Annotated in this window: 19 protein-coding genes and 1 pseudogene; 8 read left to right on the top strand and 12 right to left on the bottom strand. The window is 64.8% G+C overall.

The genetic code is table 11. The annotated features are described in order from the left end of the window. Positions 1-63: 63 nt before the first annotated feature. The 3 genes and pseudogenes from BM118_RS19475 to BM118_RS19465 all read left to right on the top strand — a co-directional run bounded on the left by BM118_RS19475 (position 64) and on the right by BM118_RS19465 (position 4,327). Positions 64-3,141, top strand: coding sequence for an adenylate/guanylate cyclase domain-containing protein (locus BM118_RS19475; RefSeq protein ID WP_244550185.1), 3,078 nt, complete (start codon positions 64-66; stop codon positions 3,139-3,141). A 208-nt stretch (positions 3,142-3,349) separates the two neighbouring features. After that, positions 3,350-3,514, top strand: a pseudogene (locus BM118_RS19470) (JAB domain-containing protein); the annotation flags it as partial. Positions 3,515-3,541: 27 nt separating this feature from the next. Then, the gene (locus tag BM118_RS19465; RefSeq protein WP_092187128.1) at positions 3,542-4,327 is read left to right on the top strand and encodes a bestrophin-like domain; all 786 of its coding nucleotides are present in this window, start codon (positions 3,542-3,544) and stop codon (positions 4,325-4,327) included. Positions 4,328-4,349: 22 nt separating this feature from the next. On the opposite strand, the gene BM118_RS19460 is transcribed toward BM118_RS19465, so the two are convergent. Then, a complete protein-coding gene (locus tag BM118_RS19460; protein ID WP_092187127.1) occupies positions 4,350-4,670 on the bottom strand; it encodes a YMGG-like glycine zipper-containing protein in 321 nt (106 codons plus the stop codon). 164 nt (positions 4,671-4,834) lie between these two features. Beyond that, positions 4,835-5,209, bottom strand: coding sequence for a hypothetical protein (locus BM118_RS19455; protein ID WP_092187126.1), 375 nt, complete (start codon positions 5,207-5,209; stop codon positions 4,835-4,837). Between the two features lie 261 nt (positions 5,210-5,470). Here BM118_RS19455 and BM118_RS19450 point away from each other — a divergent pair, with 261 nt between their 5' ends. Beyond that, entirely contained in the window at positions 5,471-6,859 is a 1,389-nt protein-coding gene (locus tag BM118_RS19450) for a peptidoglycan-binding protein (RefSeq protein WP_092187125.1), read from the top strand. 142 nt (positions 6,860-7,001) lie between these two features. Here the strand turns inward: BM118_RS19450 and BM118_RS19445 are convergent, their stop codons facing one another. From BM118_RS19445 to BM118_RS19425, 5 genes are all read right to left on the bottom strand, one after another. Beyond that, positions 7,002-7,694 (bottom strand): AprI/Inh family metalloprotease inhibitor, encoded by a 693-nt coding sequence (locus BM118_RS19445; RefSeq protein WP_092187124.1) that lies wholly within the window; start codon positions 7,692-7,694, stop codon positions 7,002-7,004. Next, positions 7,694-8,683 carry a 2-hydroxyacid dehydrogenase gene (locus tag BM118_RS19440; protein WP_092187123.1) on the bottom strand — a complete coding sequence of 330 codons (990 nt, stop codon included), beginning with the start codon at positions 8,681-8,683 and terminating at the stop codon, positions 7,694-7,696. The genes BM118_RS19445 and BM118_RS19440 overlap by 1 nt, the downstream gene beginning before the upstream one ends. Further along, the gene (locus BM118_RS19435; RefSeq protein WP_092187122.1) at positions 8,683-9,501 is read right to left on the bottom strand and encodes an ABC transporter permease; all 819 of its coding nucleotides are present in this window, start codon (positions 9,499-9,501) and stop codon (positions 8,683-8,685) included. The genes BM118_RS19440 and BM118_RS19435 overlap by 1 nt, the downstream gene beginning before the upstream one ends. Continuing rightward, on the bottom strand, positions 9,498-10,313 hold the full coding sequence (locus tag BM118_RS19430; RefSeq protein WP_092187121.1) for an ABC transporter ATP-binding protein: 816 nt from the start codon (positions 10,311-10,313) through the stop codon (positions 9,498-9,500). Before BM118_RS19430 ends, BM118_RS19435 begins: the two co-directional genes overlap by 4 nt. A gap of 95 nt (positions 10,314-10,408) precedes the next feature. After that, complete coding sequence (locus BM118_RS19425) at positions 10,409-11,431, bottom strand: ABC transporter substrate-binding protein (RefSeq protein ID WP_092187120.1); 1,023 nt, start codon at positions 11,429-11,431, stop codon at positions 10,409-10,411. Between the two features lie 150 nt (positions 11,432-11,581). Here BM118_RS19425 and BM118_RS19420 point away from each other — a divergent pair, with 150 nt between their 5' ends. The 3 genes from BM118_RS19420 to BM118_RS19410 all read left to right on the top strand — a co-directional run bounded on the left by BM118_RS19420 (position 11,582) and on the right by BM118_RS19410 (position 15,166). Next, on the top strand, positions 11,582-12,388 hold the full coding sequence (locus BM118_RS19420; protein WP_092187119.1) for a creatininase family protein: 807 nt from the start codon (positions 11,582-11,584) through the stop codon (positions 12,386-12,388). 139 nt (positions 12,389-12,527) lie between these two features. Then, positions 12,528-12,791: a hypothetical protein gene (locus BM118_RS19415; RefSeq protein ID WP_167771575.1), complete on the top strand. Its 264-nt coding sequence runs from the start codon at positions 12,528-12,530 to the stop codon at positions 12,789-12,791. Between the two features lie 404 nt (positions 12,792-13,195). Continuing rightward, on the top strand, positions 13,196-15,166 hold the full coding sequence (locus BM118_RS19410; RefSeq protein ID WP_177234462.1) for a carbohydrate porin: 1,971 nt from the start codon (positions 13,196-13,198) through the stop codon (positions 15,164-15,166). A 7-nt stretch (positions 15,167-15,173) separates the two neighbouring features. Here the strand turns inward: BM118_RS19410 and BM118_RS19405 are convergent, their stop codons facing one another. Next, complete coding sequence (locus BM118_RS19405; RefSeq protein WP_092187116.1) at positions 15,174-15,905, bottom strand: sulfite exporter TauE/SafE family protein; 732 nt, start codon at positions 15,903-15,905, stop codon at positions 15,174-15,176. Between the two features lie 217 nt (positions 15,906-16,122). After that, entirely contained in the window at positions 16,123-18,198 is a 2,076-nt protein-coding gene (locus tag BM118_RS19400) for a methyl-accepting chemotaxis protein (protein WP_092187115.1), read from the bottom strand. Between the two features lie 243 nt (positions 18,199-18,441). On the opposite strand from BM118_RS19400, the gene BM118_RS19395 reads away from it, so the two are divergent. Next, complete coding sequence (locus BM118_RS19395; RefSeq protein WP_092187114.1) at positions 18,442-19,740, top strand: hemolysin family protein; 1,299 nt, start codon at positions 18,442-18,444, stop codon at positions 19,738-19,740. Between the two features lie 243 nt (positions 19,741-19,983). On the opposite strand, the gene BM118_RS19390 is transcribed toward BM118_RS19395, so the two are convergent. The 3 genes from BM118_RS19390 to BM118_RS19380 form a co-directional block, all read right to left on the bottom strand. Next, complete coding sequence (locus BM118_RS19390; protein ID WP_092187113.1) at positions 19,984-20,223, bottom strand: PilZ domain-containing protein; 240 nt, start codon at positions 20,221-20,223, stop codon at positions 19,984-19,986. A gap of 101 nt (positions 20,224-20,324) precedes the next feature. Further along, a complete protein-coding gene (locus tag BM118_RS19385; RefSeq protein ID WP_092187112.1) occupies positions 20,325-21,950 on the bottom strand; it encodes an FMN-binding glutamate synthase family protein in 1,626 nt (541 codons plus the stop codon). A 486-nt stretch (positions 21,951-22,436) separates the two neighbouring features. After that, entirely contained in the window at positions 22,437-23,210 is a 774-nt protein-coding gene (locus tag BM118_RS19380) for a ferredoxin--NADP reductase (protein WP_092187111.1), read from the bottom strand. Positions 23,211-23,544: the final 334 nt, after the last annotated feature.

Raw genomic sequence — 23,544 nt, 5'->3', positions numbered from 1 at the left:
AGCGGCGGGCAGGCGCATCATCGCCGGGCAACGCGGACCCGCTTCAGTCGATGGCATGCCGTCATGGATCAGGCGAATCGAGAGTATCCTGGACCGACCTCGGTCGAAGCCCACACTTCGAAGTCGAACGGCGTGGGTCGCAAGCATGACGGCAAGGCGGCCCTAGGCATCAAGGCCAAACTGTTCCTGGCATTCGGCGGGATGGCCATGTTGACTGTCGGCGCCGGCGTGGTCGCGTGGTATGCATTCACCGACATCGACAGATCGGTGACGCGGATCACCGCTGAGAGCATCGTCGGCATGGCGGCCTCGCTCCGGCTGGCCGAAAAGAGCGCGGAGATCACGGCGACGGCTCCAGCGCTCATTGCGAGCCGCAGCGAAGAGGAGCGGTCCAAGGAACAGGAGAAGCTCGTTCGAAGGTTGAATGAAATCTCTGCCGTGACCGAGAGTCTGAGGGTCACGGGCATGGCCGAAGCAAGATTCGCCAATCTGACCGAGATCGAGGGCAAGATCGCAACCGAGCTCAAAGCGCTGGACGGCGCTGTCGCGCAGCGCCTCCGACTGAGCGCGCAAAGGCAGACCGCGATCGCGGATATTGCTGTCGTTGAGACCAAGTTCCAGAACGCCTTGGAGCCTTTGGTGGACGACGCCGGCTTCAACCTCGTCACCACCAGCGAGGAGGTGACGGCCAAGAGCAAGGAGGCGATCATAGGCCTGATCGAGGGCGGGGTGAATGCCTTGCAGGCACTGCTGACGCTGCGCGCCGATGGCAATCTGGCGGCGAGCCTGCTGCGCGAAGCGGCGCACGTCGACGATCCGGCCTTGATTCAGCCCATCCGCGAGCGGTTCTCGGCTGCAGCGGCCGCGATCGAGAAGAGTCTCGCGGCGTTGCCTCAATCGAACCAGAACAGGCGGCTGCATGAGGTGAGCAAGTCGTTGATTGGGCTCGGCCGTGGCGTGGACAACGTTTTCCAAGTCCGGTCGCAGGAGCTCCGTGCCCCCGTCGAGACGCGGCACTCGCTCCAGATCAAGCGTGAGGACATGACGGCGGCGGTGGAGTTGGCGTACCGCAAACTGTTCGAGACGCTTACGCCGATGGTGGACGACGCCGGCTTCGACCTCGTCACCACCAGCGAGGACGTGACGGCGAAGAGCACGAAGGCGATCACCGGCTTGGTCGAGGGTGGGGCGAACACCTTGCAGGTGCTGCTGACACTGCGCGCCGAGGGCAACCTGGCGGCGGGCCTGCTGAATGCGGCCGCCGGCGTCCCTGATCCCACTTCACTCAAGCCGCTCCAGGAGCGCTTCGTCGCGGCCGCGAGCCGCGCGGAGAAGCTGCTCGCACGGCTTCCCCCCGCTGCTTACGGCGACACGCTCAAGGGCCTCACGGAAAAGCTGATCGCGTTTGGCACCTCCACAGAAAATATCTTCAACTTGCGACGCGAGGAGTTGCGCCAGATCGCGGTTGCTCAAGCGTCGTTGCAGACCAACAACGCGCTCGTCCTGCGTCTCGGCAAGGAGGTGGCGGAACTCGTCCTGACTGCCCAGAACAGCAGCGATGCCGCGGCGGTCCGCACCGCCCTGGCCATCCGCGATGGCCGGCTCCTGCTTCTCCTCATCACTGCTCTGAGCGTACTGGGCGCAATCGTGATAGCGGTGCTGTATGTGGTGCCCCGAATCGTAAGACCCATTGAGAACATTACTGCGGCGATGAGTGGCCTCGCCGCGGGTGACACGTCGATCGACGTGCCGGGTCGCGACCGCAGCGACGAGATCGGCCGAATGGCAGAGGCGCTGGGCGTCTTCCGGGACACGGCTATCGAGGTCCAGCTATCGAACCTGAAGGAGATTCGCGAAAGCCGCCGGCGGTTGACGGTCGCGATTGAGAGCATCTCCGAGGCCTTCTCGCTCTACGATGCCGAGGATCGCCTCGTCGTTTGCAACAGCAAGTATCGAACGCTCCTTTATCCGGGCGACACCGCCGTAGAGATATCGCCTGGCATGACGTTCGAAAGGATCGTTCGACGCGCCGCCGAGCGCGGCTACGTCCGAGATGCCGACGGCCGGGTCGAGGAGTGGGTCCGCGAACGCATGGCCCGTCACCTGGAACCGAGCGGTCCGCAGGTCCAGCAACGACGCGACGGTCGCTGGATCCTGGTCAGCGAGCGCAAGATCGACGAGGGTGGTACGGTGGCCGTATACTCGGACGTTACAGAGTTAAAGCAGCGCGAGAACCAGCTCACGGAAAAATCGAGGGCGTTGGAGCAGCTCTCGAACCAGCTCGCGAAATACCTTTCGCCCCAAGTATACGAGTCTATCTTCACCGGAAAACAGGAAGTCAAAATCGCGAGTCGCCGGAAAGAGCTGACCGTGTTCTTTTCGGACATCGCGGGCTTCACCGAGACGACGGATCGGCTGGAGTCCGAGGACCTGACCCGGCTGCTGAACCACTATCTGACCGAGATGTCGCAGATCGCCCTTTCCTATGGAGCGACTGTCGACAAATACGTCGGCGACGCCATCGTCATCTTCTTCGGTGATCCGGAGACACGCGGCGTCAAGGAGGACGCCCTCGCCTGCGTCGAGATGGCCATCGCGATGCAGAAGAGGATGCTCGAGCTGCAGGACGTATGGCGAACGTCGGGAATCGAAAAGCCCCTCCAATGCCGGATCGGAATCAACACGGGATACTGCACCGTCGGGAACTTCGGCAGCGAGGATCGGATGGACTACACCATCATCGGCGGCGGCGTGAACCTCGCCTCTCGGCTTGAGGCTGCCGCCACCCCAGGCGAGATCCTCATATCCTTTGAAACCTACGCGAATGTTCGCGACCGGATCCATTGTGAGGAGCGTGGGCACATTTCTGTCAAGGGCATCGCCTACCCCGTCGCGACCTATCAGGTCGTCGACGCCTATGAGAACCTCGGTACCGAGCGCCTGTTCGTGCACGAGGAACGGCCCAACCTGAGACTCGACCTCAATCTCGACGCGATGTCCGCCAGTGATCGAGATCATGCGGCCACCGTGTTACGCGAGGCCTTGAATCGATTGTCTGCGCTCGACCAAGCTTCCACGCCGGGACCACAGGAGACGAAGCAAGTCGCGTCCGCTCAGAACGGCCCGCCAAAGGTGGAATAACGGCGCGCTTGGCGCAGAGGAACTGTCCCACAGGCGACAAGCAGAACCTGATGATTCATCGTGCCGCAAAAGTACCCAACGGGAAGGAGATTGACGCCGTATGATGATCACGAACCGACACCACTTGCCGCCCCCGATCACCGTCCCCGTTCAAATTTAGGCGGCGAATAAACATAACAAAATCTAGCCTCTATGTGCTCTCCGTAGATTGTTGCACAACCACCCCTCCGGCGATCCCTCGCCGTCACAGGCCGACATCCAGATGACGAAAGCGATCATCGACATCGCCAAGCCGCTCGGGATTGCCGTGCACGACCACATCATCGTCGGCAGGAGCGGGCACGCGAGCCTGCGCGGGATGCGGTTGATCTAGGGATCCAAATCAGGTCACAAGGACAGCATGAGCGACTGGCTGCACAATTTGCCGCTGCCCTTGATGGCGCTGGTGATCTTTGGCTTCACCTATCTTCTGGCCGTTGCCATCTTCGCGGGCATCGCGCTTGTCGCGACCGGCGAGCGCGCGAAATCGCTGAAGGCGATCTCGCCGGGCATGCTGCCGGTGCTCGGCATCATTTTCGGCCTGTTCGTCGCCTTCACCGCGGCGCAGGTCTGGGGTGACGGCGACCGCGCCAGCGCTGCGGTGAGCCGCGAGGCCAGTGCGCTGCGTAGCGCCGTGCTGCTGGCCGCAGGCCTGCCGGCGGAGCAGGAGACGCGGCTGCGCGGCCTGGTCCGCGACTATGTCGGACAGGCCGTCACGGTGGAATGGCCGATGATGGCGCATCAGGAGGTCTCGTTGAAAGTCACGCCGCCTGCGCTTGCGGAAGCCTTGCAGCTCGTCGTCGCGATGACGCCGCAAGGCACGGGGCAGGCGAACGTGCAGCGCGAGCTCATCGCAGCGCTGGAGCAGGCGCTGGATGCACGGCGGCAGCGGATCATCGTCAGCCTCGCCGCAGTGAACACGGTCAAGTGGTGGTGCCTGTACCTCCAGGCCGCCTGCGCGCTGGTGGTGATCGGCCTCGTTCATTGCGACAACCGCCTGGGATCGGCGATCGCGATGGGCCTGTTCGCGACCGGGGTCGCCACCTCCGTCCTGCTCATCGCCGCACACGACCGGCCATTCGCCGGCCAGATCTCGATCCAGCCGGAGCCGCTGCTCCAGATCATGCCGGCGGCAGCAAAGAGCTAGAGCGCGAGCGCGCCTTCAGGCCTCAATAGCAATATCGGGGATCGACCGGGACGTAGCGGCCGTCGGGGCGCTGCATGTAGCAGCCGCGCTGATAGGCGTAGTAACCGGAGCGGCGGCGCTCGCCCTCCGAGGCAATCGCGGCGCCCGTGCCGGCACCGACGACGGCACCGATTGCGGCACCGCGGCCTCCACCGAGCGCGCCGCCGAGGATCGCCCCGCCGACACCGCCGATGATCGCACTGCCGACGGCATCCTGGGCCGCCGCCTCATGCACCGGCATCGCCATCGCAACCGTCAGACATGCCGCGATCCCAAGACTTCCAATGCGAAGACCTCGAAGCATGCTCGCCCTCCCTGTGGTGAGCTGTGTCATAGCGCCGGAAGCGGATCCGAGCCAGACAAATTGCCGCCGCCGCAGCCTGGGACGCTCCGCTTTGGCGCCGGAGGCGCTGCTCGACGGCCACCCAGACCGTGCCGCGTGCGATGCACATGCAGGCCGCCTCCGGCTCAGGGCTCGATCCAGCGCTGCACGGCCTCGGCGGTGTCGGCGGGCGTGGTGTTGAAGCAGATCGCCGCATTCGGCGCCAGGCGGTGGACGAGGTTGAGCACCTTCTCGAACAGCAGCAGGCGCGCCTCCGGCTCGCGCAGGCCCGCGCCGATCACGATGCAGTCGAAGCTCTCGTCGCGCAGCGCCGCCGTCACCGCGGCTTCCGCCGCCGCGTCGACATCGATCAGGCAGCTCGTGACCTGGTAGCCGCGATCGCGCAGACGCAAGAGCTGCACCTCGATATAATTGCGCACGAGCTCCGGCGTCAGTTGCGGGAATGCGCTGTAGTCCGCAACGCCGGGTTCGATACCGATCGCGAGGACGCGCTTGGCCATGCAAGCCTCCCGAGCAAGCCTCCTGACCGTGTGCGTTGCTAACGGGCGGAGGACCCCGCGGGTTCCCTCATCGTCGGCCGCCCTGCGATCCCGATACCGCCGCTGATTTTCCCGCTGGAGCTGTAAGCCATTTCACATGCGCCTCGCCGGCAACCTGCCACATTTGCGCCGATCACGCTGGAGTCACGTTCCGATCACGGGGCCTGGTTCACTCTGACTTTCATACAATTTCGATAATTCATAATTTTGCGGGAGCGGGAAATGGTCTCATTCGAGAGTCTGAAAAGCGAATACGAGCGAAATTGGGCCGGTCTTGAGATCCGCCCCTCACGCCTTGCCGACGCCAACGCGGTCGCACGCAAGGCGATCAACGGCAAGGCGACCTATCAGCAGATCGAGCGGCTGACCGGCGTTCCCTGGTATTTTGCCGCCCTGTGCCATTATCGCGAGTCCAACTTCGATTTCGACACCTATCTCGGCAACGGCGAGTCGATCCATCGCGTGACGACCATCGTCCCGAAAGGGCGCGGCCCGTTCGCCACGTTCGTGGACGGCGCCGTGGACGCGTTCAGAATCGAAAATTTCATCGGCGCCCAGGACTGGGGCATCGGGCGGATTCTGTTCCGGCTCGAGGCGTTCAACGGCTTCGGCTATCACGCCAAGGGCTGCAATTCGCCCTATCTCTATGGCGGCTCGACACTGTACGGCCCGCCCGAGGCGAGGGGCGGCAAATTCGTCCGCGACCACGTGTTCGACTCGAACCACGTCGATTCCCAACTCGGCACCGCGGTGATCCTGCATGCGATGATGGCGCTCGATTCCTCGATCAGCCTCGACGGCAGCCCGCAATTCGTGGGCCGCGCCGAGCCCGAGGACGACATGGCCTCGACGGTCGTTCTCATGCAGCAGGCGCTCAACAAGCTCGGCGCCAATCCGCCGCTTGCAGAGGACGGCATCAGCGGACCGAAGACCAGGGCTGCGGTCTCGCAGTTTCAGCAGCAGAACGGCCTGAGGGATACCGGGCTTCTCGACGGGGCCACGGTCGCCGCCATCACGCGCGTGGCGCAGTCGGGCACCGCCGGGCAGACCGGCGATCTGTCCCAGGCCCTGAAGCGGCTGGAAGACCTCGCGCAATTGCTGCGACCGTCTGCCGGCGGCGTAACGCCGGGGACGACGACACCGGGCAACACGCTGCCCGCCACCAACGACCCGATCAGCCTGTTCGAACGGCTCTTCTCCCTCATCAACAAGACCGCGCCCATGCCAGGACCAGTCACCCCGACCAATCCCGCCCCCGTCGATCAGCTGAAGCAGGTCGTCGACCTGCTCAGCACCCTGCTCAACAAGGACGGCAAGCCCGTGCTCGGCCAGGTCAACGGCGCGCTCGGCGAGACCATCGGCAAGCTGCTCGACGGCAAGAAGACCGCGCTCGGCCTCGGCGGCTCGGTGCTCACCGCGCTGCTCTCGTCGGTGACGGCGAGCCCCAACGCGGGCGGCATTGCCGGATTGCTCGGGACGATCGTGTCGGCCGTGCCGGGCCTCGGCCAGTTCGCGATGCCGATCTCGCTGGCGCTTACGGCCTGGGGCGTGCTCGGCAAGCTGGAGAAGTGGGCGCAGGGCACTGCGCCGCCGCCGAAGCCGACGACGTAATCTGCGGCCATCCTTCGAGACGCCCGCCTACAGCGGGCCCTCAGGATGAGGTCGCGTTTCGCGGCGAGATATCAGTCCCTATGGTGAGGAGCCCGCCAAAGCGAGCGTCTCGAACCATGCAGGCCGAGTACATCAGCCGCGCCTACTGCCGCAGCATGATCAGGGGATCGGCGGTATCGGGAACGCGCCGCCACTGCGCGTTGTCGTCGGCCTCGAACTGCCAGACATCGCCTGATTTCGACATCAGGATGATCTGGCCGCGTTCGAGCCGCCATTGCGTCGGGTTGAACTGCGCGATCGCCGCATCGCATCTCGGCTTGAGGAAGACCTGGAAATTGTCGGGTCCCGCCTCGGTATTGGTCAGCGTCAGCCCGCAGACCGGCTGGCCGTTGCCGCGCACCATCGACCAGTCGCCGATCATCTGGTCCATCGACTTGGCCATCGAACGGGCGGCGGCGAGGTCTTGCAGGATGTAGACGCCCTCGCCCTGCCGCAGCCCCTCGAAGATGCCGGCCTCGACCTCGGTGAAGTCGATCACGGATTCACCGGTCGCATCCTGCAAGCGAACGATGTCGAGACCCCTGACGCTCCAGGCGACGATGTCCTTGGTGAAGGGCAGCGCGGTCTTGCAGGCCGGCTCCAGCTCCAGCTTGAAGCCCTGGCCCGCGGCGTCGCTCTTCATGGTGACCACGCAGGTCTTGCTGCGCTCGGTGGTCGAGAGCTCCCATTGCCCGGGCATCGTCTTCTTCAGGCTCGTCGCATCCTGCGCCAAGGCAGGGCCGACCGCGGCGACACATGCCGCGATGGCCAATGCAGCGACCCGAAGAATGGTCATCAGCGCCCCTTGAACGGCGTTTCCGCAACCGGGGTCAACGGCGCCTTGCCGGCGAACCAGGCCTTGAGATTGTCGACGACGAGCTGGTCCATCGCGTTGCGCGTCACCACCGAGGCCGAGCCGATATGCGGCAGCAGCACGACGTTCTGCATGCTCTTGAGCTCGTCCGGCACGCTCGGCTCCGCCGCGAACACGTCGAGGCCGGCGGCGAGGATGGTGCCGGACTTCAGCGCCTGCACCAGCGCCGGCTCGTCGACCACCGAGCCGCGCGCGACATTGATCAGCACGCCGCGCGGGCCGAGCGCCTTGAGCACCTCGGCATTGATCATTTTGTTGGTGCTGACGCCGCCGGGCACGATCACCATCAAGGTGTCCACCGCCTTCGCCATCTCGATCAGATCGGGATAGTGCTTGTAGGAGACGTCCTTGGACGGGTTGCGGGAGTGGTAGACCACCGGCACCAGCGATGCGTCGAGCCGGCGCGCGATGGCCTGGCCGATCCGGCCCATGCCGACGATGCCGACCTTGCGATCGCGCAGCGAGCCGACGCTGAGCGGATAGTTCTGCGTCTGCCAGAGCCCGGAGCGGACGTAACGGTCGGCCTTGATGAACTCGCGCACGGTGGAGATCAGGAGGCCCATCGCAACGTCGGCGACCTCCTCGGTCAGCACATCGGGCGTGTTGGTGACGATGACGTTGTGCTCGGCCGCGTATTTGGCGTCGATATGGTCGTAGCCGACGCCGAAGCTTGCCACCATCTCGATCTTGGGCAGTTGCGACAGCGAGTCCTTGTCGGCGCGGACCGTGTGATAGGTCACCGCCACGCCGCGGATCTTTTCACGGATCGCGGGCGTCAACCGCTCGAGGTCGCCTCGCGTCTCGGCCTTGTGCACGACGAAATGATCGGAAAAACCGTTCTCGAGGATCGGCCGCACCGGCCCATAGATCAGAAGGTCGATCTTTTCGGACGAAATCGAACCGGCGGTCATCAGTTTTCCTTTCCAAGCGCGCTTTCATGCCAGCGCCGTAAAACGAGGTGGGAAACTAGCGCCAGCACCCCATAGATGACAATCCCGGCCAGCGACAACAACAGCAGCGCGGCGAACATGCGGGGTATGTTCAATCGGTAGCCTGACTCGGCGATCCTGTAGGCGAGCCCGGAGCCGGCGCCGGCCGTTCCCGCCGCGATCTCGGCCACGACAGCGCCGATCAGCGACAGCCCGCCGGCGATGCGTAGGCCGCCGAGGATATAGGGCAGCGCCGCCGGCAGCTTCAGGAAGCGCAGGGTTTGTGGTGGCGAGGCGCCATAGAGCTGGAACAGCCCGGCGAGGTTGCGATCGACCGAATTGAGCCCGAGCGTGGTGTTGGAGAGCACCGGGAAGAAGGCGACGATGAAGGCGCAGACGACGACCGCGGTCTGCTGCTCCAGATAGATCAGGAGCAGTGGTGCAATCGCGATCACAGGCGTCACCTGGAGCACGACGGCGTAGGGGAACAGCGAATATTCCACCCATTTCGACTGGTTGAACAACAGCGCCAGCGCGATACCGCCGAGGCTCGCCGCCACAAATCCTTCCAGCGTGGTCAGAAGCGTGGTGGCGAGCGATTGTGACAGCACCGCCCAGTCCTTGATCAGCGTCAGGACGATGACGGAGGGCGCCGGCAGCACGTAAGGCGGGATCTCCCTGATGCGGACCACGAGTTCCCAGGCGAGAAGCCCGGCCGCAAGCACGATGACGGGAAGCACGAAGCGCACCGCGCGGTGCGCGCCCGAGGGCCTCGCGGTGACGGAGGGCTGCGCGCTCATAGCACCGGTTGCCCCGAATAGGACGGCGCCAGCGCGGCCGACACGCGCCGGCAGTAATCCGAATAGGCGGCCGAGGTGCGAAACTCCTCAGTCCGCGGCTCGACCGTCTCGATGCGGATGTCGGCCTGGATCCGGCCGGGCCGCGCCGTCATGACCACCACGCGCTGCGACAGATAGACGGATTCGAACACCGAATGGGTGACGAAGATGACGGTCTTGCGCAGGCTGCGCCACAGCGCGAGCAAATCGTTGTTGAGGCGGAAGCGCGTGATCTCGTCGAGCGCCGCGAACGGCTCGTCCATCAGGAGGATATCAGGGTCGGTGACGAGCGCGCGCGCCAGCGAGACCCGCATCTTCATGCCGCCGGACAGCTCGCGCGGATAGGCGTCGGCGAAATCGGCAAGCCCGACGCTCGCCAGCGCGTCGTCGGCGCGCGTGCGCGCCTCCGCCTTCGCCACGCCTGCGAGCTTCAAGGGCAGCCGCACGTTCTCGCGCACGCTGGTCCAGGGCATCAGGGTCGGCTCCTGAAACACGAAGCCGATGCCGTGACCCGGCTGTGCAGGTCCGTCGTGACGCGCCATCCGCACGATGCCTGACGACGGCGCGCTGAGCTCCGCGATCAGCCGCAGCGCGGTCGACTTGCCGCAACCCGACGGCCCCAGCAGCGAGATGAACTCGCCCTTGCGCACGGCGAGGTCGAGCGGCCCGAGCGCCACGACGCCGTTGTCATAGACCTTCGTCACGCCGCGCAGGCTGACGGCGAGTGCCGTCAGGCTGGCCTCGACCCCGGACGAGGTTTTGCGCTCTACCATTGAGGGTAGGCTACCGCGTTTCGGGCGTCCTTCGCCTCTCCCCATCGGGGAGAGGTGAACGATGCGGACACATCTCGCCTTGATCTCGGCATGCGTTACGGCTTGGTCGGGCGCAGCTCGACGCCGACGCCCTTGTTGACGAAGCGCAGCGTGTAGGACTTGCGGAAATCGAGATCGGGCTTCACCACGCCCGCCTTCACCATCTTGTTGAAGAAGGAGGTGTAGCGCTCGTCGCTCATGGCGCCGATGCCGTTCTTGAGCGACTCGCCGGAATCAACGATGCCGTGTTCCTTCATCTTGGCGACGGAATAGGCCAGCAGATCGTCGGTCATCTCGGGATTGAGCTTCTTGATCATGGCATTGCCGGCGGAATTGTCGCGGTAGATGTAATTGTACCAGCCGATCATGGAGGCATCGACGAAGCGCTGCACCAGATCGGGCTTCTTCTCGGCGATGTCGCGGCGGGTCTCGATCAGGGTCGAGTAGGTGTTGAAGCCGTAATCGGCGAGCAGCAGCACGTTCGGCTTGAAGCCGGCGGCCTTCTCGACCGCGAAGGGCTCGGAGGTGACGTAGCCCTGCATCGCGCTCTTGGGATTGGCGATGAAGGGCTGCGGATTGAAATTGTAGGGCCGGACGTTCTTCTCGTTGAAGCCGTATTCGGACTTCAGCCACTGGAAGTAGCTGCTCATGCCTTCCTTGGAGACGAACAAGGTCAGCGGCTTGAGGTCCTCGATCTTCGCGACCTTGGCGTCCGGCTGCGTCAGCATCACCTGCGGATCCTTCTGGAAGACCGCGGCGATGGTGACGACGGGGACGTTGTTGGCGATCGCGTCGAACGACATCAGCGTGTTCGCGGCCATGAAGAAGTCGATCTTGCCGGCGATCAGCAGCATCCGGTTGTTCTCGTTGGGACCGCCGGGGACGATGGTGACGTCGAGCCCGTACTTTTTATAGGTGCCGTCGGCGACCGCCTGGAAGAAGCCGCCATGCTCGGCCTCGGCGACCCAGTTGGTGCCGAAGGTGACCTTGTCCAGGGTCTCGGCGCGCGCCGGGACGACCGAGACCAAAGCGGCCATCAAGCCCGCCGTTAACGCTCGCCGCAGATGAGAAGGGCTCATGATGGGACTCCGTCGATCGTGGCTGGCCGATGCCAGTCCAACGCGATAAAAGCGCAAGACATCGGGGACGCGAGCCGGCCAGGCCCGCGTCCCCTCCATACCCCAAATTACGTGACAAATTCGGGCAAAGAAACCTCCAAGGAAAACTTGATGACGCCGTCCCGCGACTGGACCGAGATCCGCTGGGCCGATGCCGGTCCAATGGACGCGGCGCGCTGGATCGCGGTGCTGCCGCTGGCGGCAACCGAGCAGCACGGCCCGCATCTGCCGCTCGCAACCGACGTGCTGATCGCCGACGCCTATCTCGCGCGCGTGCGCGAGCTTTTGCCCGAAAGCGTTCCGGCCAGTTTCCTGCCGGTTGAACCGGTCGGGATCTCCACCGAGCATATCGACTATCCGGGCACGCAGACGCTGCCGACCGATGTGGCGCTGAAGCGATGGACCGCGATCGGCGAGGAGGTCGCGCGTCGCGGGGTGAAGAAGCTCGTCATCATCACCAGCCATGGCGGCAACAGCGCGGCGATGATGCTGGTCGCGCAGGATCTGCGCGCGCATCACAAGCTGTTCGTGGTGACGACGTCCTGGTCGCGGCTGTCGGGCGCGGACAGATTGTTCCCGGCCGAGGAGGTGCGCCACGGCATTCATGGCGGCGCGGTCGAGACCTCGATCATGCTGGCGCGCTATCCCGACCAGGTACGCAAGGATGCGATCGCGGATTTTCCCGCGAGCAGCGTCGCGATGGAGACGCAGTATCGCTGGCTGTCGACACAGCGGCCCGCGCCATTCGCCTGGCAGGCGCAGGATCTGAACGCCAGCGGCGCCATCGGCAATGCGACGCTGGCCGTTCCTGAGAAGGGCGAGCAATTGTTGGATCAAGGTGCGCGCGCCTTCTGCGAGCTGCTCACTGAAGTCGATAACTTCGACGTGAACAGGCTCGCCAAGGGCCCTCTCGGCTAGCCATCATCTTCCTGAAATCATTGAGGAAAGAACCTCAACCCGGGGTCGCATCGGCCGTCTTCGAACCGGACGCGCGGAGCCTCCGTCCAACTGGGCACGCGGGCCACAACGGACCGCCTCAACCCGGATGGAGTTTCACATGTCGATCAAGACCAAGATTGCCGCCGCAGCTCTCGCTGCCCTCGCCGTCACCGGCAGCATCGTGTCCACCACCTCCTCGGCCGAAGCCAAGCAGCCCGGCTGGGTCTGGGGTGTGGGTGCCGGCATCGCCACCGCCGCTGTGGTCGGCTCCGCGATCGCCGCCAGCAACGACCCCTATTACTACGGCTATCACCGCTGCGGCTGGGTCGCCCAGTACAACGCCTTCGGCCAGTACATTGGCCGCGTTCGCAGCTGCTACTGATTTGAGTACCTGAGGCCGATCTCACGTGGATCCCGCGTCCGACACGGGCGCCTCATCCACCCCGTGTCGTGCCCCCGACCCCGCCCGGCTGTCCCCCCGGGCGGGGTCAACCATTTTTGGACCTGAGAATTTGTTGCAGTCGCGTCACACAGCGGTGCGAACCATCACCTGCGGCAATCCGCACTAGTTGCTATTGCGAATTAATCGCAATAAGGTTTGCAGCAGGCACGGGGACTTGGGAAGAAATCGCGTCGAATCGAGATCATCTCGGCCGATCGCGTGACCAACCGGAACCTGGTGACAGGATCGCCGCGAATCGGCAGGGATGTCGGTTGCGGCGGATGGGATACATTCGCGTTTTGGGGGCGTGCGTTTTGACGTTGAGAGGTCACCGACACCGGTACTTGCGAACGGCCGCGGCGATTGCCTCGGGCGTGCTGGCTTTTCCCGCCGCCGGCCGCGCGGCCGACCTGCCGCTGAAGGCACCGGCCTTGAAGGCAGTCTATGACTGGACCGGCCTCTACATCGGCGCGCATGCCGGCTATGGCCACGGTTCGTCCCGCTTCGCGCTGAACGACGGCACCGCGATCAACGACAGCGGCGTGTTCAGCGGCATGATCGGCGGCGTGCAGGCCGGCTACAATTACCGGCTCAATTCCGGCTGGCTCGTCGGCGTCGAGGGCGATTTTTCGTTTCCCAACTACATCACCTCGAACTCGATCGTTTCCTTCCTGGCGACACCCGCCAACACCGTCACGCAGCAATGGGACTACACCGCCAGCCTGCGCGGCCGCGTCGGCTACACCAGCGGTCCATGGCTCGTCTATGCCACCGGCGGCTTCGCCTGGATGGGCGAGCGCTATTTCGACACGCCTGCCTCCGGCGCCGAAGTCCCGAAGATCCTGAACACGCGCCCCGGCTGGATCGCGGGTGCCGGCGTCGAATACGGCTTCGCACCGCATTGGAGCGCACGGCTCGAATATCTCTATAGCCGCTTCGACGGCGCCAACGTCGCCTTCTCCACGGGGGCCCAATACACCTCCTCGTCGCTCGACTTCCAGCAGGTCAGGCTCGGCCTCAACCGCAAGGTCGATTGGCCGGGCATGCCGAGCTACAATCCGAAGAGCTCCCTGATCGACACGGAATCGGATCGCTGGGAGATTCACGGTCAGAGCACCTATCTGCCGCAAGGCTATCCGTCGTTTCCCGCTCTCTACAGCGGAACGAACTCTCTCTCGCCGTCGGCGCAGGCCAAGGCGACCTGGAGCAACAGCCTGTTCCTGAACGCGAAGCTGTGGGACGGCGGCGAGGTCTATTACAATCCCGAGCTGCTCCAGGGATTTGGACTGAACGACACGGTCGGCGCGGCCGGCTTCCCCAACGGCGAGGCGCAGAAGTCGAACTTCCCCTATCCGCACTACAACACCTCGCGCCTGTTCGTGCGTCAGACCTTCGGCTTCGGTGGCGAGCAGGAAGAGCTCGCGAGCGGCCAGTTGCAACTCGGCCAGAAGGTCGACGTTTCCAGGCTCACCGTGCAGGCCGGCAAGTTTGCGGTGGTCGACGTGTTCGACGGCAATGCCTACGCCAAGGACACCCGCAAGGATTTCATGAACTGGTCGCTGTGGGCGCCGGGCGCCTTCGACTATTCCGCCGACAAGGTCGGCCTCACCTATGGCGTCACCGCCGAATTGAACCAGAAGCAATGGGCGCTGCGCGGCGGCTATTTCCTGATGGTCGCGGAGCCCAATTCGAATCACTTCGACACCAAGGTCGGGGAGCGCGGCCAGTACGTGCTCGAGCTGGAGACCCGCTTCTCGCTGTTCGGCCAACCCGGCAAGCTCAGGACCATGGGCTGGGTCGACAGCGCCAATATGGGCAGCTTCCGCGAGACGCTGGACAATCCCGCGCTCAACCTCGACATCGCACAGACCCGGCGCGGCCGCCTCAAGGTCGGCTATGTCGTCAACCTCGAGCAGGCGATCACCGACGACGTCGGACTGTTCGGCCGCTGGAGCTGGAACGACGGCAAGAGTGAAACGCTCGCCTTCACCGACATCAACCGCAGCCTGTCCGGCGGACTGTCGATCAAGGGTACGAAATGGGGCCGGCCCGACGACGTGATCGGCATCGGCGGCGCCGTCAACGCAATCTCCCAGGACTATCGCGACTTCCTTGCCGCCGGCGGGCTCGGCGTGCTGATCGGTGACGGCGCGCTCAACTACCGCAAGGAGCATATCCTCGAGACCTATTACGCCTACGCGCTGAACAAGGCGCTCACCTTCACCGCCGACTACCAGCTCATCGTCAATCCGGCCTACAACGCGGATCGTGGCCCGGTGTCGGTGTTCTCCGGGCGCCTCCACGGCGAGTTCTGATCGCGGCTCAGAACAGCAGCGCGACGCCGGAGACGAACAGCAGCGCGAGCACGATCTTGCGGAACGTGGTCTCGTCGATCCGGCCGAACAGCTTCAGCCCGAGCCACGTGCCGGCGAACAGGAACGGCAGGCCGAGCGCGAACAGCTTTGCCGTCTCGAGCGTGAGCGCTCCCCTGGCGCCCAGCAGAAGCGCCGCCATGGCGAACACCACGACGGCGACCGGCTGGAACGTTGCGCGCTGAACGTCCTTGGGCAGGCCGCGCAGATTGCACCAGATGGTGATGACGATGCCGGCGAGGCCGGTCAGCCCGCCAAGCAGGCCGTTGACGAAACCCACCGTCACGTCGGCGGCCGGCGGCACGATGGTCGCGACCTTGAGCTGCGGCCGGAAGAACGCATAGAGGCTGTAGACGATCAGGATCGCGCCAACCGCGATGCGGACGCTCTTCGGATCGGCCCACATCAGGAGCGACACGCCGACCGGCACGCCCACGACGGCACCGATGATGAAGGGCCACAGCCGGCGCCAGTCGAGCGCGCTGCGCAGCGTCCAGACCGAGTAGCCCTGCACCAGGAGGCCGAAGCCGACGATCAGGCTGGCGCTCTGAAGCGGCGTCAGCACGTAGAGCCACAGCGATGCGGCGACGAGGCCGAAGGCAAAGCCGGAGAGGCCGGCGACGAACGCGCCGGCGAAAGTAGCCAACAGGAAAAGCGGAAGCTCGATTGCGATCCCGTCCATTGCTCGCTCCATGCAGCAGCGAGCAGCGCTTGCGTGGGATCACCACTTCACGGGGAGGCTGCGACATCCCCGGGCTGCGAGCCTAAAGCCATTTCCGTTCCGATGGAATCGGAACGGGGCTCCAGATCCTCATTTTGACCCGCTTTCTTCTCGCGAACCGGTATCCACTTCGCTCGAAAACGCTCCGGGTGAAACCGCGTCCTCCCACAATGGGCCCTTACGCGGCCCGGATCGCGTCCAGGAACTTGCCGACCTCGACCTTGAGGCGGCTGCTCTCGCCCGACAGCGATTTGGCTGCCGCGAGCACATTCGAAGATGCCGATCCGGTCTGGCTCGCGCCGCGCTGCACGTCGACGATGCTGGCGGAGACCAGCTGGGTGCCGCGGGCCGCCTGCTGCACGTTGCGGGAAATCTCCCGCGTCGCCGCGCCCTGCTCCTCGACCGCCGAGGCGATCGCAGACGCGATCTCGGACATGCGGGTGATGGTGTCGCCGATTGCCTTGATGGCGCCGACGGAATCCTCCGTCGCCGTCTGGATTCCCGCGATCTGCTGGCTGATCTCGCCGGTGGCCTTGGCGGTCTGCTCGGCCAGCGCCTTGACCTCGGAGGCGACGACGGCAAAGCCGCGGCCGGCCTCGCCGGCGCGCGCCGCCTCGATGGTGGCATTCAGCGCCAGAAGATTGGTCTGGCCCGCAATCTGGCTGATGAGCTCGACGACGTCCCCGATCCGGCCGGCGGCCTTGGCCAGCTCGCCGACATGGTCGTTGGTCCGCCCGGCCTGCTGCACCGCCTCGCCGGCGACACGCGCGGAGTCCTGGACCTGCCGGCTGATCTCGTCGACCGACGAGGCCATTTCCTCCGCCGCCGCGGCAACGGTCTGCACGTTGGTGGAGGCCTGCTCGGACGCAGCCGCGACGGTCGCAGTGACCTTTTCCGATTGATCAGCCGTGCTCGTCAGCGTTCCCGCCGAGGCCTCCAGCTCCGAAGATGCCGACGCGACGGTGTTGATGACGTTGCCGATCATGGCTTCGAAGTCGCGCGCGATCTGGTCCACGCGCTGGCCGCGACGGAGCCTCGCCTCGGCTTCGACCGCGGCCGCCTCGTCGGCGGCCTTCTTGGCGACGAGCGAATCCTTGAAGTGCCGCAGCGAGCCCGCCACCTGGCCGATCTCGTCGTTGCGGCCCGTCGCGGGGATCTCGACTTCATGCTGTCCGGCGGCGAGCGTCCCGATCACGTCCGCGAGCCGGCTGAGCGGCGTCACCACGCGGCTGCGCAGCATCATGGTCACGCCACCGAGCGTCCCGAGCAGCGCCAGCACCGCCACGCCCGCGAGGGCGAGCATCGCCAGCGCGCCATCGCGCGCGGACGCGGCGCGCTCGGCAGCTTCGGCCAGCGCGGCGTCGCGCACGCCGTAGAACATCTGGATGGCCGGCACGATGACACCGGCCAGCTCCTCGGCGTTGACGCCGTACTTGCCGTCGCTGCGGGCCGCGGGCATTTCCTTGTCCACGACGACCGCTGCTTTCCCGAAATAGGAGTCCGTCGCCGCCTTCAGCGCGGTGGCGATGCGGGGCGGGTTTCCGAGCTGGTCGATACCGGCCTCGATGCGCTCGCGGTCGGCCTCGACGCGCCCCTGCATACGATCCATCAGCGAGAACTCGGCCGCCGTGAGCGGTCGGCGCGTGCTCAGCGCCGGCGACAGCGTGGCGGCGCGGCTGCCGGCCGAGACGCGCAGATCCTGCGCCGTCCGCGCCAGGTTCAGCAACGCCGCAAGCGAGGAATCGGCATTGACGACCTTCGCCTCGAGCCGGTTCATGACCGGCTCGATATTGGCGAGCACCTCGGCAACACCGGGCAGGAAACCCTTGATCGCGGCGCTGTCGCGCGCCGCCAGCGGAACGCTCATCGCGCGATCTGCCGCGGCGTGGATCTCCTTCAGCCGCCGCGCGGCACGGTCGAGATTCTCGGCAATCGCTCCGCCGTCATCCAGCACCATGATTGCCCGCCTTGCGCCCTCGAAGGCGGTCTCGGCGGCTTTCGCGGCCTTCGCGGCAGCGTCGATCTGGGCCTGCGTCGCAGCGGCTTCCTGGAAGATGGGTCCGATGTAGGGGGCACGAAGGCCGGCGACTTGCTGGCTGACCATCAGGGTCGCACCAAAAGCGTCGACCGTCTTGATCGCGTCGGATCGGTTCGTGAAGATGCGCGCCTGGGGTATCAGCACCTCGGCGCCGAGGATGACTGCAAAAACCGTCACCGTCAGCATCGACAGCGCGAAGAGCTTCCCGATCCGCATCCTTAGGTCCCCCGAATACATTCCTACAAATGTCGAAAACCTAGCTGGCGGCCACTAAGAGCCCGTTAAGCATCGGCCCGTAGTTCCGCGGAGTGCCATGGACCGCGCGGGTCTCCCGAACGCTGTCATCGCCGGGTTCCCCTGGTGCCAGATGCGACAGAATTGCCGGGATTTTCCCCGCGAAATACCTATATCAATGCTTGCGCCGCCATCCGGCCGCACTCGCTTACCTCCGGAACATCAATGCTCTCGGTCGAACTCGTTATCGTCGTCGTCCTGATCGTCATCAACGGCCTGCTCTCCATGTCCGAGCTGGCCGTGGTTTCGTCCCGCCCGGCCCGCCTCTCGCTGCTCGCTGCCAAGGGCGTGCGCGGCGCCGAGCGGGCGCTGACGCTGGCGGCCGATCCCGGCAAATTCCTCTCGACGGTGCAGATCGGCATCACGCTGGTCGGCGTGCTCTCGGGTGCGTTCTCCGGCGCGACGCTCGGGCAGCGGCTGACGCAGTGGCTGGTCGGGCTCGGCCTGTCCGCCGGCATTGCCGACATCGTCGGCGTCGGCATCGTCGTCACGGTCATCACCTACGCCACACTGATCGTCGGCGAGCTGGTGCCGAAGCAGGTGGCGCTGCGTGATCCCGAGAGCATCGCGGTCAAGGTCGCGCCCGCGATGCACGTGCTGGCGCGGATTTCACTGCCGCTCGTCTTCCTGCTCGATCTCTCCGGCAAGCTGATCCTCACGCTGCTCGGCCGCGGCGGCAAGGCCGAGGAGAAGGTCTCGGAGGACGAGATCCATCACCTCGTCAGCGAAGCCGAAAACGCCGGCGTGCTCGAACCCGGCGAGAAGGAGATGATCGCCGGCGTGATGCGGCTCGGCGACCGGCCGGTCGGCGCCGTCATGACGCCGCGCACCGAGGTCGACGAGATCGACCTGAACGACGCACCGCAAGCCATTCAGGAGATCATCGCAAAGAGCCCGCATTCGCGCTTTCCGGCGTCCGACGGCGATCGTGACAAGCCGATCGGCGTGCTCCAGGCCAAGGACCTGCTGGTCGCGTTCATGAACGAACGCACGCCCGATCTGCGGGCGCTTGTCCGCGAAGCGCCAAGCATTCCCGCTTCAGCGGATGCCCGCGACGTGCTCGCGATCCTGAGGGTTGCTCCGGTCCATGTCGGTTTCGTCTATGACGAGTATGGCGCCTTCGAAGGCGTGGTCACCGCGGCCGACATTCTGGAATCGATCGTCGGCGCGTTCCATTCCGAGGAAGGCCCGCCGGAGCCGGCCTATGTCAAGCGAGCCGACGAATCGCTGCTGGTCGCCGGCTGGATGCCGGTCGACGAATTCGGCGAGCTGCTCGGCATCGAGCTGCCGCCGCATCACCGCTTCTACACCGTGGCGGGCCTCGTACTGCAACAATTCAACGTGCTGCCCAATGTCGGCGACGCCTTCGACCTCGGCGGCTGGCACATCGAAGTGGTCGATCTCGACGGAAGAAGGATCGACAAGATTCTGGCGAGCCGCCAGGGGGAGCAGGCGGCGGCGTGAGCACGCGCTCGTGTGAAGTGGCGCATGCTGTCGCGCCAATCTCCACTCATCGTCCCGGACAAGCGCGCCTCAAGCGCGCGCCGATCCGGCCATACTCGCAGGAAGCCGTTTGGCGAAGACTGGGTGTTCGGTACTACCACCAACCGCAATCGATGGATCACGCGGTATGGGTCTGGATCTGCGCTGACGCTTGTCCAGGACGACGTCGGAGGGTGGAGCGCGCGCTCAGGCCTAACAGATCCCCTACCCGAACTTCACACCGATCCGCTTTTCCTTGCGCCAGACCACGGTGCACGCCAGATGCTTTCCGTCGGCCTGGATGAACAGGGTGAAGTGTTCGGGAATGCCGACCGGGCTGGTGACGTCGAGAGCTGCGCCGGTGTCCGAGAAATTGCGGACGATGCAGTCGATCGCGCCGCCGCCGAACTCGATCGTTCCGGCCTTCAGCACGCGATGTCTGGCTTTGTTGCGTCGCTCGTCCATGGGATGAATCTACACCCAAAGTTGAATCAGACGTCAAGCCCACGCTCTGCTCGAGACAATTTTATGGCCGCGCGCGACTGCATCATACCGCGACCGGCGCCTCACAGCGCCGGCTGGAACGTCTCCGCCCGCGCCATCCGCCAGGCGTCGCGGAAGCGCGGGTCTTCCGTGCCTTCGAGCAGTTCGCCCGGACGCAGCGCCGGATAGAGCTGCGCGAAAGATTGCACCTGGGTCGTCGACATCCGTTGGCTGAAGTGGATCGGGCGCAGCTGCCGGGGATGCTCGAGACCGGCCGCGGCGATCAGCTCGGTCAGCGAGTGCAGCGTCGCATGGTGGTAATTGTGCACGCGGTCGATCTTGAGCGGCACGTAGAGCGCGCGCGCCCGCGTCGGATCCTGCGTCGCGACACCGGTCGGGCAACGGTCGGTATGGCAGCTCAGCGACTGGATGCAGCCGAGCGAGAACATGAAGCCGCGCGCCGAATTGCACCAGTCGGCGCCGATCGCCATCGCCCGCGCCATGTCGAACGCAGTGGCGATCTTGCCGGAGGCGCCGAGCTTGATGCGGTCGCGCGCATTGATGCCGATCAGCGCGTTATGGACGAAGCTGACGCCCTCGCGCATCGGCATGCCGAGATGGTCCATGAACTCCAGCGGCGCCGCACCGGTGCCGCCCTCGTTGCCGTCGACGACGATGAAATCGGGATAGATGCCGGTCTCCAGCATCGCCTTGCAGATCGCCAGGAATTCCCAGGGATGACCGATGCACAGCTTGAATCCGGCCGGCTTGCCGCCGGAGAGGCGACGCATCTCCGCGATGAACTGCATCATGCCTGTCGGCGTCGAGAAGGCGCGGTGCGAGGCCGGCGAGATGCAGTCTTCGCCCATGGACACGCCGCGGATCTTGGAAATCTCCTCCGAGACCTTCGCCGCCGGCAGCACGCCGCCATGGCCGGGCTTGGCACCCTGGCTGATCTTGAGCTCGACCATCTTGATCTGGTCTTCGCCGGCGACACGCGCGAACGCCTCGGGATCGAACGAGCCGTCGAGGTGACGGCAGCCGAAATAGCCGGAGCCGATCTCCCAGATGATGTCGCCGCCCATCTCGCGGTGATAGGGGCTGAAGCCGCCTTCGCCGGTGTCATGGGCAAAGCCGCCCTTCTTCGCACCGGCATTCAGCGCACGCACCGCGTTCGGGCTGAGCGCGCCAAAGCTCATCGCCGAGATGTTGAACACCGAGGCCGAGTAAGGCTTCTTGCAGTCCGGTCCGCCGACGACAACGCGAAACTTCTCCTCGGCATGCTCCTTCGGCGACACCGAGTGATGCATCCACTCATAGCCCTCGCGGTAGACGTCCTCCTGGGTGCCGAACGGACGCTTGTCGAGCTGCATCTTGGCGCGCTGATAGACCACCGCGCGGGTGTCGCGCGAGAACGGCATGCCGTCCTTCTCGCTCTCGAAGAAATACTGCCGCATCTCGGGGCGGATCTCTTCGAGCAGGAAGCGGATGTGCGCCGAGATCGGGTAGTTGCGCAGCACCGCATGGCTCTTCTGGAGCAGGTCGCGGACGCCGAGCAGCGTCAGGGCGCCGAAGATCAGGATCGGGATCAGCAAGATGTCGAAGATCTTGCGGTCGGCGATGCCGAAGCCGATCAGGAGCGCGGTGACGACCGCGCAGATCGTCAGCACGATGAAGCGCGGCGAGAATGGAATCAGCAGGGTTTCCATGGCCCCCTCTTCCAAGGGCCCACGCTTCGATTTTGGCGCTTTGCTATTTTCGTCGGCCACGATTCCCATCCTCTCGCCGGCTTGAGGCGGTACGATACGCCCGCGCCTGTCATACGGATATGACGCGGCCCTTGTTTCAGGCTAGCGAATTCGGCCGAGGCAAATCAATCCGCCGAGAGGACGGGCTATTGCGCTGCAGCAGAGAGGTAGGGGACGGGAATAGTGGGGCGGCCGGGCCAGTGGGCCTTAACCGGCTGCCCATGGAGCGCAGACGCGTTTCCACAGGTTCAGCTGTCGTCCCGGGCAAGCGTAAGCGCAGACCCGGGACCTATAACCACAGGATTTCGTGGCTGAGAAAGCTGTCACTCCGAGTCTTCGCCAAACCACGTCCTGTGGTTATGGATCCCGGATCGGCGCTCCGCTTCGCTACGCTTGTCCGGGACGACGAGTTGAATGGGACACGGGATCGCGCCCCTTCAACAGAACTTACCGCTCGACGAACGCCTTCTCGATCACGAAATGGCCGGGCTTGTTGCCGCTGCCCTCGACGAAGTCGCGGCCTTCGAACATCACCTTCAGCTCTTCCAGCATCGCCGGGCTGCCGCACATCATGATGCGGTCGGTTGCGATGTCGAGCGGGCCCTGCCCGATGTCGTTGAAGATCTGCTCGGAGCTGATGAGGTCGGTGATGCGGCCGCGATTGCGGAACGGCTCGCGGGTCACGGTCGGGTAGTAGACGAGCTTGTCCGCGAGCAGCTCCCCGAACAACTCGTCCTCGCGCAGATTGGCGACGAGCTTCTCGCCATAGGCGAGCTCGGAGACCTGGCGGCAGCCATGCACCAGCACGATGGTCTCGAACTGGTCGTAGACGTCGGGGTCCTTGATCAGGCTCGCGAATGGCGCGAGGCCCGTCCCGGTCGAGAGCAGCATCAGCCGCTTGCCCGGGATGAGGTTGTCGGTGATCAGCGTACCGGTCGCCTTGCGGCCGACCAGGATGGTGTCGCCTTCCTTGATCTTCTGGAGGCGGGAGGTCAGCGGGCCGTCCTGAACCTTGATCGAGAAGAACTCGAGCTCTTCCTCGTGGTTGGCGCTCGCCATGCTGTAGGCGCGCAGCAGCGGACGGCCGTCGACCTCGAGGCCGATCATCGCGAACTGGCCGTTCTGGAAGCGGAAGCCGGTATCGCGCGTGGCGCGGAAGCTGAACAGCGTGTCGGTCCAGTGCTGGACGGAAAGAACCTTCTCTCGGTAAAACGCGCTCATGATTTTCGATATTCCGAATAATTGCGGTTTTAGGGCAAAAGCATTGCCCGGCCCTGAAAGCGGGGCGGACACCATTGCCATGGCGGAGGATTTCGCGTGTGTGATCTACGCCATTGAGACCAATAATCAACCTCGTTTCGGATGCAATTGATGCCGATCAAACCGGCATTTGCAGCGGAATTGGCCGCGTCATTAATGAATCTGCTGCGCGGTGCGCGCGGAGGGCAATTTCTTTTCCCTTTCGGGCTCGATGGCAGCACTTAATTTCCGTCGCGCCCGCGAGAATTTCATTAAGAATAGCTCTGATTTTCACCCCGGCCTGGCGCCGATCCCC

The sequence above is a fragment of the Bradyrhizobium sp. cf659 genome, assembly GCF_900113725.1.
Taxonomy (GTDB): Bacteria; Pseudomonadota; Alphaproteobacteria; order Rhizobiales; family Xanthobacteraceae; genus Bradyrhizobium.
The sequence above is the reverse complement of the archived record's forward strand: the minus strand, read 5'-3'. Positions and strand labels throughout refer to the sequence as shown.

Coding starts and splice junctions, on each gene's coding strand:
- BM118_RS19460 (WP_092187127.1), bottom strand. CDS start 4,670: ATGCTTCGAGGTCTTCGCATTGGAAGTCTTGGGATCGCGGCATGTCTG.
- BM118_RS19430 (WP_092187121.1), bottom strand. CDS start 10,313: ATGGTAGAGCGCAAAACCTCGTCCGGGGTCGAGGCCAGCCTGACGGCA.
- BM118_RS19450 (WP_092187125.1), top strand. CDS start 5,471: ATGGTCTCATTCGAGAGTCTGAAAAGCGAATACGAGCGAAATTGGGCC.
- BM118_RS19400 (WP_092187115.1), bottom strand. CDS start 18,198: ATGCGGATCGGGAAGCTCTTCGCGCTGTCGATGCTGACGGTGACGGTT.
- BM118_RS19380 (WP_092187111.1), bottom strand. CDS start 23,210: ATGAGCGCGTTTTACCGAGAGAAGGTTCTTTCCGTCCAGCACTGGACC.
- BM118_RS19420 (WP_092187119.1), top strand. CDS start 11,582: ATGACGCCGTCCCGCGACTGGACCGAGATCCGCTGGGCCGATGCCGGT.
- BM118_RS19395 (WP_092187114.1), top strand. CDS start 18,442: ATGCTCTCGGTCGAACTCGTTATCGTCGTCGTCCTGATCGTCATCAAC.
- BM118_RS19445 (WP_092187124.1), bottom strand. CDS start 7,694: ATGACCATTCTTCGGGTCGCTGCATTGGCCATCGCGGCATGTGTCGCC.
- BM118_RS19435 (WP_092187122.1), bottom strand. CDS start 9,501: ATGAGCGCGCAGCCCTCCGTCACCGCGAGGCCCTCGGGCGCGCACCGC.
- BM118_RS19465 (WP_092187128.1), top strand. CDS start 3,542: ATGAGCGACTGGCTGCACAATTTGCCGCTGCCCTTGATGGCGCTGGTG.
- BM118_RS19390 (WP_092187113.1), bottom strand. CDS start 20,223: ATGGACGAGCGACGCAACAAAGCCAGACATCGCGTGCTGAAGGCCGGA.
- BM118_RS19405 (WP_092187116.1), bottom strand. CDS start 15,905: ATGGACGGGATCGCAATCGAGCTTCCGCTTTTCCTGTTGGCTACTTTC.
- BM118_RS19455 (WP_092187126.1), bottom strand. CDS start 5,209: ATGGCCAAGCGCGTCCTCGCGATCGGTATCGAACCCGGCGTTGCGGAC.
- BM118_RS19415 (WP_167771575.1), top strand. CDS start 12,528: ATGTCGATCAAGACCAAGATTGCCGCCGCAGCTCTCGCTGCCCTCGCC.
- BM118_RS19385 (WP_092187112.1), bottom strand. CDS start 21,950: ATGGAAACCCTGCTGATTCCATTCTCGCCGCGCTTCATCGTGCTGACG.
- BM118_RS19425 (WP_092187120.1), bottom strand. CDS start 11,431: ATGAGCCCTTCTCATCTGCGGCGAGCGTTAACGGCGGGCTTGATGGCC.
- BM118_RS19475 (WP_244550185.1), top strand. CDS start 64: ATGGATCAGGCGAATCGAGAGTATCCTGGACCGACCTCGGTCGAAGCC.
- BM118_RS19440 (WP_092187123.1), bottom strand. CDS start 8,683: ATGACCGCCGGTTCGATTTCGTCCGAAAAGATCGACCTTCTGATCTAT.